12 protein-coding genes are annotated in these 12,319 nt (G+C 64.8%); 6 read left to right on the top strand and 6 right to left on the bottom strand.

Annotation, left to right across the window (positions count from 1 at the left end; genetic code table 11):
• Positions 1–15 precede the first annotated feature (15 nt).
• The 4 genes from Q4G24_RS03235 to Q4G24_RS03220 all read left to right on the top strand — a co-directional run bounded on the left by Q4G24_RS03235 (position 16) and on the right by Q4G24_RS03220 (position 2,401).
• Positions 16–1,065 (top strand): bifunctional transcriptional activator/DNA repair enzyme AdaA, encoded by a 1,050-nt coding sequence (locus Q4G24_RS03235; RefSeq protein WP_303365059.1) that lies wholly within the window; start codon positions 16–18, stop codon positions 1,063–1,065.
• 117 nt (positions 1,066–1,182) lie between these two features.
• Complete coding sequence (rpmB, locus tag Q4G24_RS03230; protein ID WP_303365058.1) at positions 1,183–1,458, top strand: 50S ribosomal protein L28; 276 nt, start codon at positions 1,183–1,185, stop codon at positions 1,456–1,458.
• A gap of 82 nt (positions 1,459–1,540) precedes the next feature.
• A complete protein-coding gene (locus tag Q4G24_RS03225; protein WP_303365057.1) occupies positions 1,541–1,921 on the top strand; it encodes a hypothetical protein in 381 nt (126 codons plus the stop codon).
• Between the two features lie 30 nt (positions 1,922–1,951).
• Positions 1,952–2,401: a copper chaperone PCu(A)C gene (locus tag Q4G24_RS03220; RefSeq protein ID WP_303365056.1), complete on the top strand. Its 450-nt coding sequence runs from the start codon at positions 1,952–1,954 to the stop codon at positions 2,399–2,401.
• 18 nt (positions 2,402–2,419) lie between these two features.
• Here Q4G24_RS03220 and Q4G24_RS03215 read toward each other — a convergent pair whose 3' ends face one another.
• Positions 2,420–4,828, bottom strand: a complete 2,409-nt coding sequence (locus Q4G24_RS03215) for a heavy metal translocating P-type ATPase (protein ID WP_303365055.1) — start codon at positions 4,826–4,828, stop codon at positions 2,420–2,422.
• Positions 4,829–4,974: 146 nt separating this feature from the next.
• Here Q4G24_RS03215 and Q4G24_RS03210 point away from each other — a divergent pair, with 146 nt between their 5' ends.
• Together Q4G24_RS03210 and mnmH are read left to right on the top strand one after the other, a co-directional pair.
• The gene (locus Q4G24_RS03210) at positions 4,975–5,559 is read left to right on the top strand and encodes a L,D-transpeptidase (RefSeq protein ID WP_303365054.1); all 585 of its coding nucleotides are present in this window, start codon (positions 4,975–4,977) and stop codon (positions 5,557–5,559) included.
• The gene (mnmH, locus tag Q4G24_RS03205; protein WP_303365053.1) at positions 5,560–6,612 is read left to right on the top strand and encodes a tRNA 2-selenouridine(34) synthase MnmH; all 1,053 of its coding nucleotides are present in this window, start codon (positions 5,560–5,562) and stop codon (positions 6,610–6,612) included.
• Between the two features lie 267 nt (positions 6,613–6,879).
• On the opposite strand, the gene Q4G24_RS03200 is transcribed toward mnmH, so the two are convergent.
• Genes Q4G24_RS03200 through Q4G24_RS03180 form a run of 5 tightly spaced genes read right to left on the bottom strand, consistent with a single transcriptional unit; the run spans position 6,880 to position 12,314 of the window.
• On the bottom strand, positions 6,880–7,692 hold the full coding sequence (locus Q4G24_RS03200; RefSeq protein ID WP_303365052.1) for a purine-nucleoside phosphorylase: 813 nt from the start codon (positions 7,690–7,692) through the stop codon (positions 6,880–6,882).
• Complete coding sequence (locus Q4G24_RS03195; RefSeq protein WP_303365051.1) at positions 7,676–8,641, bottom strand: ABC transporter permease; 966 nt, start codon at positions 8,639–8,641, stop codon at positions 7,676–7,678. The genes Q4G24_RS03200 and Q4G24_RS03195 overlap by 17 nt, the downstream gene beginning before the upstream one ends.
• Positions 8,641–9,732, bottom strand: a complete 1,092-nt coding sequence (locus Q4G24_RS03190) for an ABC transporter permease (RefSeq protein WP_303365050.1) — start codon at positions 9,730–9,732, stop codon at positions 8,641–8,643. Before Q4G24_RS03190 ends, Q4G24_RS03195 begins: the two co-directional genes overlap by 1 nt.
• On the bottom strand, positions 9,732–11,324 hold the full coding sequence (locus Q4G24_RS03185) for an ABC transporter ATP-binding protein (RefSeq protein ID WP_303365049.1): 1,593 nt from the start codon (positions 11,322–11,324) through the stop codon (positions 9,732–9,734). Before Q4G24_RS03185 ends, Q4G24_RS03190 begins: the two co-directional genes overlap by 1 nt.
• Positions 11,325–12,314 (bottom strand): BMP family protein, encoded by a 990-nt coding sequence (locus Q4G24_RS03180; RefSeq protein WP_303365048.1) that lies wholly within the window; start codon positions 12,312–12,314, stop codon positions 11,325–11,327.
• Between the last annotated feature and the right edge of the window lie 5 nt (positions 12,315–12,319).

Raw genomic sequence — 12,319 nt, 5'->3', positions numbered from 1 at the left:
AAGGAAACCTCTGCCATGTTCGATTTCATGTTTGATCCCGATACGCTCTATCAGGCCCTGCTGAACCGTGACCCCGCTTATGAGGGGCGGGCGCTGGTGGGCGTCGCCACCACCGGCATTTTCTGCCGCCTGACCTGCCCAGCACGCAAGCCGCGCCCGGAAAACTGCCGCTGGTTCAGCAATGCGGCAGAGGCCGCCGCCGCCGGGTTTCGCCCCTGCCAACGCTGCCATCCCACCGGCCCCGAAGCCGAGGGCGATGCCGTGGTTCAGGCGCTGTTGCCGCTGTTGGGTGGAGAGATCCGCTGGACCGAATCGGAATTGGCGGCGCGGGGTTTTGACCCTTCGACCGTGCGCCGTGCGTTCCGGCGGCATTTTGGCGTGACCTTTCTGGAACTGGCCCGGCAGGCACGGTTGCGCGACGGGGTGCGGCGTCTGGGGCAGGGCGGCCCGGTGATCGAGGCGCAATTGGATGCGGGTTTCGATTCGGCCAGCGGTTTTCGCAGCGCCTTTGCGCGGCTGTTCGGCCATCCGCCGGCGGCGATGCGGGCGGGTGGGTTGCAGGCCGATTGGCTGGAAACGCCCCTTGGCGGGATGATCGCGGTGGCGGATGACCACGCCCTGCATCTGCTGGAGTTCACCGACCGCAAGGCGCTGGCCCGGCAATTGGCCAAGGTTTCCAAGGCCGCCAAGGGCCAGATCAGCATTGGTCGCAACGCGACGCTTGACCGGCTGGAGGCGGAACTGGCGGCTTATTTCGCGGGCCATCCGGCGCCGTTTTCGCTGCCGCTGGAGACCGGCGGCACGGCTTTTCAGCGCCGGGTGTGGGATGCGCTGAGGTTGATCCCGGCGGGGGAAACCCGCAGCTATGCCGATCTGGCGCAGGCGTTGCGCCAGCCCTCGGCGGTGCGGGCAGTTGCGGGGGCGAATGGGGCGAACCGCATCGCGTTGGTGATTCCCTGCCATCGGGTGATTGGCAAGGATGGTTCGATGACCGGCTATGCCGGTGGCTTGTGGCGCAAGCAAAAGCTGATTGAATTGGAGCGTGGGATGCAGGAATCGGCTTGACTTGGCACACGCGCGGGCGTATTCATCCGCGAACAGATTTCCGGGCGCTGCCTCGCGGCGCCCTTTCATATTCACGGGCCTGCTGGCCTGACGAACCGCAAACGAAGGAATAAGACCATGTCGCGCGTCTGCGAACTGACCGGCAAAGGCCCGATGACGGGCAACAATGTCAGCCACGCCAACAACAAAACCCGCCGCCGGTTCCTGCCGAACCTGAACGATGTCTCGCTGATGTCGGAAAAGCTGGGCCGCACCTTCTCGCTGCGCATCTCGGCTTCGGCGCTGCGCTCGGTGGATCACCGTGGTGGTCTGGACGCCTTCCTGGCGAAAGCCAAGGATGTGGAACTGTCCGACCGCGCCCTGAAAATCAAGCGTGAGATCGAAAAGGCCTGATTTTTCAGGAACCTTCGATACAGCCAGCCCCGCCATTCGGCGGGGTTTTGGCATTTCGGTCTGCGGCATAATGGCGCTGGCCTTGACGGCCCGGTGCGGCTATCGTCGGGCCATGTTGCGCCGCATTGCCTCATTCCTGCTGATCCTGATGCTGCTGGTCAGTGGCCAGTCTTTTGCGGCGGCGCGCGGGCAGGTGATGCAGGGCGATCAGGTCGTTCTGTGCATCGGCGGGGCCGTCGTGGTGACGGTGATCCCCGGCGAGGAGGGCGACAGCCGCCACGCGCATCTTTGCCCCGATATGGTCCTGTCGCTGCTGGCGGGTCTGTCCGTTGATGCGGTGTTGCCGCAACCGGACGGGCGGGCGCGGGACGCTGATACTGCCATTTCTGCCTTATCCCTGACCCTGTTTCAGACGGCTGCGCCGCGTGTCCGTGACCCGCCTGCCGGGCGTGGTTTCGTCTGATACGACTTCTGAAACATCAAGGATAAGACAATGAGAACCCTGACTCTTTCCGCCGTTGCGGCGATGCTGCCGCTGGCTGCCATGGCCGAATCGCAACTGACCGTCAGCGACGCCTATGCTCGCAGTTCACGCCCCGAGGTCGGTGCGGCCTTCATGCAGATCCAGAACCCTACCGATCAGGCTTGCGAGTTGATCGCGGCGACCAGCTCGCTGTCGGACCGTGTCGAGCTGCATATGCACAAAGAAGATGCGAACGGCGTCATGCAGATGATGAAATCCGAAACCGGATTCCCGATCCCGGCGCAGGGCGAACATGCGCTGGCCCGTGGCGGCGACCACATCATGTTCTTTGGGCTGGAGAAGCCGCTGGAAAATGGCGGGGACGTCCCGGTCACGCTGGATTTCGGCCCCTGCGGCACGCTGGATGTGGTGGTGCCGGTCGATAATAACCGGATGCCGATGCACCAGATGAAGCATTAAGACCCTGAAGGGGGGCGTCTAGGCCGCCCCCCGCAATCGCAGCGCGTTCGTCACCACAAAAACCGAGGACAGCGCCATCGCACCCGCGCCAAGCATCGGTGACAGTTGCGGCCCGCCGAACGGCACCAGCGCCCCCATCGCCACCGGAATCAGCGCCACGTTATAGGCAAAAGCCCAAAACAGGTTCTGCCGGATATTGCGCATGACGGCCCGCGACAGCCGGATGGCGCGGGCCACGCCGCCGGGGTCGGCCCCCATCAGGACCGCATCGGCGGCCTCGATCGCCACATCGGTTCCGGTGCCGATCGCCATGCCGGTTTCCGCCGCTGCCAGCGCGGGTGCGTCATTGATACCATCGCCCACATAGACGCTGCCGGGGCCAAGGTCGCGGATCAGGGCCAGCTTGTCCTCGGGGCGCAGCCCACCCTCGATGCGGTCGATGCCAAGGCGGCTGCCCACGGATTGCGCGGTGGCGGGCAGGTCGCCCGAGAACATGGCCGTCTGCACGTTCAGATCATGCAGCGCCGTGATGGCAGCGGCGCTTTCGGGGCGGGCCGGGTCGGCCAGCGCGAAAGCCGCGACATGCCGCCCGTCCAACGCCATATGCACCGGGGTTGCGCCCTGAGCGGCCCATTTCTCGGCTGGTGCCGATAGCGCGGGATCAGCCGCGATGCCGGATTTCGCCAGCGCAGCAAGGTTGCCAAGCAAGACCGCGTGGCTTTCGACTGTGGCGGTCAGCCCATGACCGGGGTCGCTGGTCACATCCTGCGCCGGGGGCAGGGGGCGGGGGGCCGCGGTGATGATGGCGGCGGCCAGCGGGTGTTCGCTTTGCGCCTCGGCGGCGGCGGCAAGGCGCAGGGCCTGATCCCGGTCGATGCCTGAGGTCGCGGCGTCAACCAGCGCCGGTGCGCCCATGGTCAGCGTGCCGGTTTTATCGAACCCCACCACACGGGCCGAGGCCAGCCGTTGCAGCGCATCGCCGCGCCGGAACAGGATGCCAAGCTGCGCGGCCCGGCCCGATCCGACCATGATCGACATTGGCACCGCCAGCCCCATCGCGCAGGGACAGGCGATAATCAGCACCGACACCCCCGCCACCACGGCGGGCGCAAGGCCGGGGCCAAAGGCCAGCCATAGCGCAAAGGCCAGCACCGCCAAGCCAATCACCACCGGCACAAAAATGCGCGTCACCCGGTCCACCAGATCCTGCACCGGCAGACGACCGGATTGGGCCTCATCGACCATGTGCAGAATATCGGCCAGCACCGTATCGGCACCGGTCGCAGTGACGCGATAGGTCAGCGCGGCCTGTCCGTTCACCGTGCCGCCCGTCACCGCATCGCCGGGGGATTTCGTGACCGGAACGGGTTCGCCGGTCAGCATGGATTCATCGACCGCGCCGCGTCCTTCGGTCACGATACCGTCCACCGCGACCCGCGCACCGGGCAGCAGGCGCAGCAGATCGCCGGGCCGCAGCGATTCGACGGGAACCTCTTGCATCTGCCCATCCGCATCAAGGCGCGGCGCGGTTTTCGGCACCATCTCGACCAGCGCCCGGATGGCCGCCCCGGCCTGACCGCGGGCGCGGGCCTCCAGCCAGCGGCCCATCAGGATCAGCGTGACGATGACAGCTGCAGCCTCGTAATAGACATGGCGAGCGTCCGCTGGCAGCAGGCCGGGCGCAAAGGTTGCCACCGCTGAATACAGAAATGCTGCCCCTGATCCCAGCGCGACAAGGCTGTTCATCTCGGGCGCACCGCGCAGCAGGGCGGGGATGCCATGGGCAAAGAACATCCGTCCCGGCACCGCCAGCACCAGCGCCGCCAGCAGGAATTGCACCACCCACAGCGCCTGTTGTCCGACCAGCCCGTGCAGCCAGTGGTGAAACGCCGGGATAGCATGGCCGCCCATCTCGATGATGAACAGGGGCAGGGTCAGCGCCAGTGCGATCAGGAAATTGCGCCGCAGCCGGGCGGTTTCGGCGTCCTGCCGGGTGGCGCGGCTGTCGGTTTGCGCCTGCGCGGCGGGGGTGGCCTCATACCCGGCCTTGCGCACCGCCTCGGCAAGCGCCTGCGGTTCCAGCCCGCTATGCGTCACCCGCACCCGGCCTGATGCAAGGTTGGCATGGGCCTCGGTCACGCCGGGCAGGGTGGTCAGGGCGCGTTCCACCCGGCCCGTGCAAGAGGCGCAGGTCATGCCATCGACCACCAGAACGCTGTGTTGCAGCCGCATCGGATAGCCCGCGCGGTCCAGCGCCGCCGCCATCCCGGCCAGATCGGCGGGGGCGGCGTAAGCCACCTGCGCTTTGCCGGTGGCGTAATTCACCTGCGCATCTGCCACCCCCGGCAGCGCCGCCAAAGCCCGCCCCGCCCGACCTGCACAAGAGGCGCAGGACATGCCGTCGATTTCAAATGTCAGATGCGTCATGGTGAAAACCTGTCTGTTTGTGGCAGATTTGTGCGCAAGCGGCACAGGTTTCAACCGCATAGCGCCTATGTGAGAGGCGATTGCCTTGGAATCGGGGTGGTTTACGGCTATATGCCGGGGAAACAGCCCATGATGCAGGACCGATGATGAACCGCCGCCAGCTTATGACCTCTGCCCTTGCCGTTGCCGGGATCGCCGCCACGACCACCGTTGCGGCCCCCGGTTTCGCGGCGCCTGCCGCCCCGGCCACGCAGGCGGGCGCGGACCCTTATGCCCCGACCGAGGTGCAGATCCGTGACGGCTTCCCCGTTGGCTCCATCGTTGTCGTCAGCGATGACTATTTCCTCTATCACGTTGTCGCGCCGGGGCGGGCGATCCGTTACGGTGTCGCCGTGGGTAAGGCCGAACTGGTCTGGAAGGGGCAGGCCACGGTCGGCCGCAAGGCGGAATGGCCAAGCTGGACGCCGACGCCGGAAATGATCAAACGCTCGCCGCAGCAATATGAAAAATATGCGGACGGGATGCCGGGCGGCCCCAAGAACCCTTTGGGGGCGCGGGCCATCTATTTGTATGACAAGAACGGCAATGATACGGCCATCCGTATTCATGGCACGACCGAGCCTGGGTCCATCGGGCGTTCGGTCTCGAACGGTTGTATCCGTATGCGGAACGAAGCCGTGATGGATCTGTTCGATCAGGTGCCGGTCGGCACGCCGGTTTACGTTTACTAATTGCGCCTGACCCTGACAGCGGCGGCGGACCCGGCGATTGCCGGGTTCGATACGGTGATCGACGTGCGATCTCCGGCGGAATATGCTGACGATCACCTGCCCGGCGCGATCAACCTGCCGGTGCTGGATGATGCGGAACGGGCGCGGGTCGGCACGGTTTACAAACAGGTTTCCCCCTTTGATGCCCGTAAGCTGGGCGCGGCCTTGGTGGCTGCCAATGCTGCGCGCCATATCAGCGGGCCGCTGGCGGATAAGCCCGGTGGCTGGCGGCCCTTGGTCTATTGCTGGCGTGGCGGGATGCGTTCGGGATCGTTCGGGGTGATTCTGGCGCAGATCGGCTGGCGGGTGCAGGTGATCGAAGGGGGCTATAAAAGCTGGCGGCGGCTGGTGAACCAGCGGGTCGAGCAACTGGGGATCGAGGCCCCGCTGATCGTGCTGGACGGCAACACCGGCAGCGCCAAGACCGCGATCCTGCGCCGGCTGGCGGCGCGGGGGGCGCAGGTGCTGGACCTTGAGGGGCTGGCCAATCATCGCGGCAGCCTGTTCGGGGCGATGCCGGGCGGCCAGCCCTCGCAACGGCTGTTCGAGGGGCGGCTGGCCACCGCAATTGAGGCGCTGGACCCTGCCCGCCCGGTGCTGGTCGAGGCCGAAAGCAGCAAGATCGGCAATCTGGTCCTGCCCCGTGCGATCTGGCGCGGGCTATGCGCGGCGCCTCGGATCAGACTGGAGGTGCCGGTTGCGGCGCGGGCGGGTTATTCGGCCCGCGATTATGCCGATGCGGTGGTCGAGCCGGGGCGGGTCGAGGCCATCCTTGATCGCCTGCGCCCGCTGCATCCCGCCGCGCGGATCGAGGGCTGGCACGGCATGGTGACGCGTGGTGAATGGGTGGCGCTGGCCGAAAGCCTGATGCGTGACCATTACGACCCACGCTATGACAAACACCGCGCCCGCTATGCCCCGCGTGAGGTTGCGACTGTCGTGCTGGACAGTCTGGACGATCTGGACCTTGCCGCCAGCCGGGTCGAGGCCGTGTTGGCAGGGCTGCGGGGCTGATACCTGTCACGACGCGGGGCTTTGTTCCGGCATGGGACAGGTTGATATGGGGAATGGCCCCTTGCAAGGGGCGAAGGATGTCTCGCAGAGGCGGAACAGTTCGCGCCCTCATGTTTTTGCCCCGGAAAACTGACGGAATCAGCGTCAATCCTGAAGGCGTGGGGGCATCAACACCGAGTTGGCAGCGTTCTGGCCGGGGACAGTGACCACCCCCGCCATCCGGCACAGGCTGTTCACACAAAGCCGATAGGCCGCCTGCGGGCAGGTTCAGACCACCGCCGGGGTATCGCGCAGGAAGCGACGCAGGATGCGTTCCAGCTTGGCGGCACCCATCGGAGCCATGTTCTTGGTATGCTCGTGGCTGATGGTTTCGTCCGACAGGCCCGCGCCCATATTGGTTATCACGCTGATTGCAGCACAGCGCAGGCCCAAAAACCGCGCCAGAATGATTTCCGGCACCGTGGACATGCCGACCGCATCCATGCCCAAAACCTGCGCGGCACGGATTTCGGCGGGGGTCTCGAAACTGGGGCCGGAGAACCAGCCATAGACGCCTTGGGGCAGGGCAATGCCTTCGGCGCGGGCGGCAGTCAGCAGGGCGGCGCGTATGTCCGGGTCGTGGGCGTCGGTCATCGGCACGAAACGGGCGTCGGTCGCCTCCCCGATCAGCGGGTTCGTCCCGGCAAAGGCGATATGATCCGACAGCAGCATCAGGCCGCCCGGCTGGATTTCTGCCCGCGTGCTGCCCGCCGCATTGGTCAGGATCAGGCGCTGACAGCCAAGCGCGGCCAGCACCTCCAGCGGCAGGCGCATCGCATCAGGACGCCCCGATTCATAGTAATGCGCCCGGCCGCCAAAAACCGCGACGCGGCGCCCCTCCAGCGTGCCGATGGCCAGTTGCGGATTATGGCCCGAGACCCCGGCATGGGGAAAGCCCGGCAGGTCGGCATAGGGGATCGCCACCCCGTCCACCATGCCCGCCAGATGGCCAAGGCCCGACCCAAGGATCAGCCCGTATTCCGGGGCGGCATCGCCAGCGCGGTCGCGGATCAGTTGGGCGAGGTCAGCGCTCTTTGACATAGGGTTCTCCGCCTGCTTTGGGTGGGTTGGCGCGGCCGACAAAGCCCGCAAGGATGATAACTGTCAGGATATAAGGCGCGGCCTGCATCGCCGTATCCGGGATGGTGACGGGGCCAAGGTCAAGGTTGGGGTAACGATCCGCCACCGCTTGCAGCAGCGCGAACAGGAAGGTCGCAAACAGCGCCCACCACGGCCGCCATTTCGCAAAAATCAGCGCCGCCAGCGCGATATAGCCCCGCCCGGCGGTCATTTCCTTGAAGAACCCTGCCGCAATGCCGGTTGCCAGATGCGCCCCGGCGATGCCGCAGAGGATGCCGCAGATCAGTACCGCCGCATAGCGCAGCCGCGTGACTGAGACGCCAACGGTATCCACGGCCTCGGGGTTCTCGCCCACGGCCCGCAGGCGCAGGCCAAAGCGGGTGCGATACAGCAGCCACCAGGTCAGCGGCACACAGGCCAGCGCGATATAGGTCAGCGCGGTATGGCCCGACAGGGCTTGCGCATAAAACGGCCCGATCAGCGGCACTTGTCCGATGCTGTCGGCAAAGGGCAGGGTCAGGCGCGGAAAGCGCCCGCCCCCCGACAGCGGCGGCGTATTGCCGCCCATGCCAAAAATCGCCAGCGACAGCAGCAGCGTCATCCCCGAGGCCAGAAAGTTGATCGCCACGCCGGAAATCAACTGGTTGCCGCGGAAGGTGATCGAGGCCAGCCCGTGAATCAGCGACAGAACCAGCGACCCGAAAATCCCCGCCAACAGCCCAAGCCAGGGGTTCAGCGTCACCGCTGCCACCGCGCCTGCGCAAAAGGCGGCCATCAGCATCTTGCCCTCAAGCCCGATGTCGAAAATCCCCGCGCGTTCGGAAAACAGCCCCGCCAGACATGCCAGCAGCAGCGGCGTCATCAGCCGCAGCGTGGCGTCAAGGATTTGCAGAAGGGTGGCGAAATCCATCAGCTTTTCCCTTTGCGCAGAGACAGGAACAGCCGCTCCAGCGGCATCCGCACCATATTGTCCAAGGCCCCGGTGAACAGGATCACCAAGGCCTGAATGACGGTAATCAGTTCCGGCGGGATGGTGGTCATCATCGCCAGTTCTTGCCCGCCCTGATACAGCGCCCCGAACAGCAGCGCCGCCAGCAGGATGCCGACCGGGTGATTGCGCCCCATCAGCGCCACGGCGATACCGATAAAGCCCGCGCCCTCGGCATGGTTCAGGATCAGCCGGCCTTGCAGCCCCATGATCGTATTGACCGCCATCAGTCCGGCCAGAGCGCCGGAAATCAGCATCGCAACAATCGTGATCCGCACCGGCGAGATCCCGGCGTAACGCGCGGCCTTTTCGGATTTGCCAAAGGCCCGGATTTCATAGCCAAGGCGTGTGTGCCACAAGAGCAGCCAGACCAGCAGGCAAAAGGCCAGCGCAATCAGAAAGGTGATGTTTACCGGCGCATGACGCGCCCAATCTATTCCCAGCGGTTGCAGGATTTCGCTGAGGCGCGGGATGGTGGCAGATGCGGGAAAGCGTGGCGAAGCCGGGTCCATACTGCCGACCGGGCGCAGGTATTTGATGACCTCGACCAGCAGCGCGGCGGCAATGAAATTGAACATGATTGTGGTGATGACGATATGGCTGCCGCGCTTGGCCTGTAAAATCGCCGGGATAAAGGACCATGCCGCGCCGAACAGCCCTGCCGCGACCATCGCCGCCAGCAGCGCCAGCGACCAATGCGGAAACGGCACATGCAGCAGCAACAGCGCCACGCCAAGCCCGCCGATCAGCGCCTGACCCTCACCGCCGATATTGAACAACCCGGCATGATAGGCCACCGCCACCGCCAGTCCGGTAAAGATGAAATTGGTGGCAAAATACAGCGTATAGCCCCAGCCGGACGAGGTTCCGACCGCGCCGGACACCATCACCTGAACGGCTTCCCACGGGTCAAAGCCAAGCGCGGCCACCACCAGCGCGGAAATCCCGAAGGCCAGCAGAATCGAGATCAGCGGCGTCAGGACCAGATCGGCCCATTTCGGCATTTTCTCCATCAGGCACACTCCCCAGTCGCGGTGGTGTCCATACCGGCCATCAGCATTCCCAATTCCTGTGCCGAAGTTGCGCCGGGCAGGCGCTCGCCCATGATCCGGCCGTCAAACATGACGGCGATGCGGTCGGCCAGCGACATGATTTCATCCAGTTCGACGCTGACCAGCAGGATCGCCTTGCCCTGATCGCGCAGGGCAATGATCTGGCGGTGGATGAACTCGATTGCGCCGATGTCCACGCCGCGCGTGGGCTGGCCGATCAGCAAAAGGTCGGGGTTGCGCTCGATTTCGCGGGCGACGACGATCTTTTGCTGGTTCCCGCCCGAGAAATTGCGGGCCGCAAGATCCGGGTTCGGCGGGCGCACGTCAAAGCGTTCGATCTTGGCCACCGCATCGGCGTGGACGGCGGCATTATCCATCAGCAGGCCGCGCCGGTATTCCGGGGCGCGATGATAGCCGAAGGCGACGTTTTCCCAGGCGGCAAAGTCCAGAATCAGCCCTTCGCCATGGCGGTCCTCGGGGATATGGCCGATGCCCTGCGCCCGCCGCGCAGCTGCATCCGCGCCGCGCCCGGTCAGCGCCAGATCGCACCCGTTCAGCCGGGCCGCACCGCTGATCTTTGCACCTGTTTCGGGAAACCCGCCAAGGATTTCAAGCAATTGCGTTTGGCCGTTGCCGCTGACCCCGGCAATACCAAGGATTTCACCGGCACGGATGGTCAGATCAATGCCCCGCAACCTTTCCACGCCCGAGGCATCCACCATGCGCAGCCCCGCGACCTCCAGCACCGGGGTGCCGGGGGCGGCCTGACCCTTGGGAATGTCCAGCACGACCTTGCGCCCCACCATCAGCTCGGCAAGTTCCTGCGGGTTGGTGTCGGCGGTCTTGCGATGGGCAACCATCTGGCCGCGCCGCATGACGCTGACGGAATCGGTAATCTCCATGATTTCCCGCAGCTTATGGGTGATCAGGATGATGGTCTTGCCCTCATCCCGAAGCCCGCGCAGGATACGGAACAGGTGGTCGGCCTCGGCCGGGGTCAGCACCCCGGTGGGTTCGTCAAGGATCAGAATGTCGGCCTGACGATACAGCGCCTTGAGGATTTCGACCCGTTGCTGATGGCCGACAGACAGATCCTCAATGCGGCTGTCGGGATCGACCTCCAGCCCGTATTCCTGTGCCAGTCGCCGCAATTCGCCCCGCGCCCGCGACAGCGAGGCGTTCAGCCACGGCCCATCCTCGGCCCCAAGGATGATATTTTCCAGAACGGTAAAGTTCTGCACCAGCTTGAAATGCTGGAACACCATGCCGATTCCGGCGCGGATCGCGGCCATGGAATCATTCAGCGTCAGGGGCTGGCCATTGACCAAAATCTGCCCCTCGTCCGGGCGATAAAAGCCGTAAAGGATCGACATGAGCGTCGATTTCCCGGCTCCGTTTTCACCGATAATTCCGTGAATCGAGCCTTTTGGCACCGACAAGTCGATGCCTTTATTGGCCTGAACCGGACCAAAGGATTTGCAGATACCCTGCAACTCAATGGCAAAAGGGGCGGCCGTTTCCGGCCGCGCCCCAAGGTGTTCCGCGCGGGTCATTTATTCGACCGGGCAGGTGTTGTCGGTCATGTAATCATGGACCTTGATTTCGCCCGCCTTGATCTTGGCGCTGGCCTCATCCACGGCGGCCTGCATTTCCGGCGTCACAAGCGGCGCGTTGTTTTCGTCGATGGCGACGATCACACCATCGTCGGCCAGCCCCATGACGCGGATGCCAGGGGTGCGTTCCTCGCCCGCGCTGAAGATGTCGAACACGGCATTATCGACACGTTTCACCATCGAGGTCAGCACTTTGCCCGGATGCAGGTGGTTCTGGTTGCTGTCCACGCCGATGGACAGGATGCCCTCATCCGCGGCGGCTTGCAGCACGCCGATACCGGTGCCGCCCGCTGCGGCGAAGATCACATCCGCGCCCTGTGCCTTTTGCGCCCGCGCCAGCTCGCCGCCCTTGACCGGATCGTTCCAGGCGGCGGGGGTGGTGCCGGTAAAGTTCACCACGATCTTGCCTTCGGGTTTGGTGGCCTTGAAGCCCTGCGCATAGCCGCACTGGAACTTGCGGATCAGCGGGATGTCCATGCCGCCGATAAAGCCCACAGTGTCGGTTTTGCTGGCCATTGCGGCCATGATCCCGGCCAGATACGAGCCGTCGCCTTCGTTAAAGACCACCGATTCGACACTGGGCTGGTCCACCACGGTGTCAATGATGACAAAACGGGTGTCGGGATAGTCGGGAGCAATCTTGTTCAGCACCTCGCCAAAGGCAAAGCCGGTCATCACGATCGGATTCGCGCCGGATTCAGCCAGACGGCGCAAGGCCTGCTCGCGCTGTGCCTCGGACCGCATTTCCAGTTCTTTATAGGTGCCGCCGGTCTCGGTTTTCCAGCGTTCGGCGCCGGTATAGGCGGCCTCGTTGAAGGATTTGTCGAATTTGCCGCCAAGATCAAAGATCACCGCCGGTTCCGCCGCTGCTGCGACAGCCGAGATGGCAAGTGCGGCAGCGCCGCCAAGAATGGTTTTCAGCATGGACATTGAAT

The sequence above is a fragment of the Paracoccus sp. (in: a-proteobacteria) genome, from assembly GCF_030538695.1.
In the GTDB taxonomy this organism is placed as follows: Bacteria; Pseudomonadota; Alphaproteobacteria; order Rhodobacterales; family Rhodobacteraceae; genus Paracoccus.
The sequence above is the reverse complement of the archived record's forward strand: the minus strand, read 5'-3'. Positions and strand labels throughout refer to the sequence as shown.

What these genes read in the sequence shown, in the direction of transcription:
- Q4G24_RS03235 (WP_303365059.1), top strand. Translation starts at nt 16, where the DNA reads ATGTTCGATTTCATGTTTGATCCCGATACGCTCTATCAGGCCCTGCTG.
- Q4G24_RS03185 (WP_303365049.1), bottom strand. Translation starts at nt 11,324, where the DNA reads ATGACCCGCGCGGAACACCTTGGGGCGCGGCCGGAAACGGCCGCCCCT.
- Q4G24_RS03180 (WP_303365048.1), bottom strand. Translation starts at nt 12,314, where the DNA reads ATGTCCATGCTGAAAACCATTCTTGGCGGCGCTGCCGCACTTGCCATC.
- Q4G24_RS03210 (WP_303365054.1), top strand. Translation starts at nt 4,975, where the DNA reads ATGAACCGCCGCCAGCTTATGACCTCTGCCCTTGCCGTTGCCGGGATC.
- Q4G24_RS03215 (WP_303365055.1), bottom strand. Translation starts at nt 4,828, where the DNA reads ATGACGCATCTGACATTTGAAATCGACGGCATGTCCTGCGCCTCTTGT.
- Q4G24_RS03195 (WP_303365051.1), bottom strand. Translation starts at nt 8,641, where the DNA reads ATGGATTTCGCCACCCTTCTGCAAATCCTTGACGCCACGCTGCGGCTG.
- Q4G24_RS03190 (WP_303365050.1), bottom strand. Translation starts at nt 9,732, where the DNA reads ATGGAGAAAATGCCGAAATGGGCCGATCTGGTCCTGACGCCGCTGATC.
- rpmB (WP_303365058.1), top strand. Translation starts at nt 1,183, where the DNA reads ATGTCGCGCGTCTGCGAACTGACCGGCAAAGGCCCGATGACGGGCAAC.
- Q4G24_RS03200 (WP_303365052.1), bottom strand. Translation starts at nt 7,692, where the DNA reads ATGTCAAAGAGCGCTGACCTCGCCCAACTGATCCGCGACCGCGCTGGC.
- Q4G24_RS03220 (WP_303365056.1), top strand. Translation starts at nt 1,952, where the DNA reads ATGAGAACCCTGACTCTTTCCGCCGTTGCGGCGATGCTGCCGCTGGCT.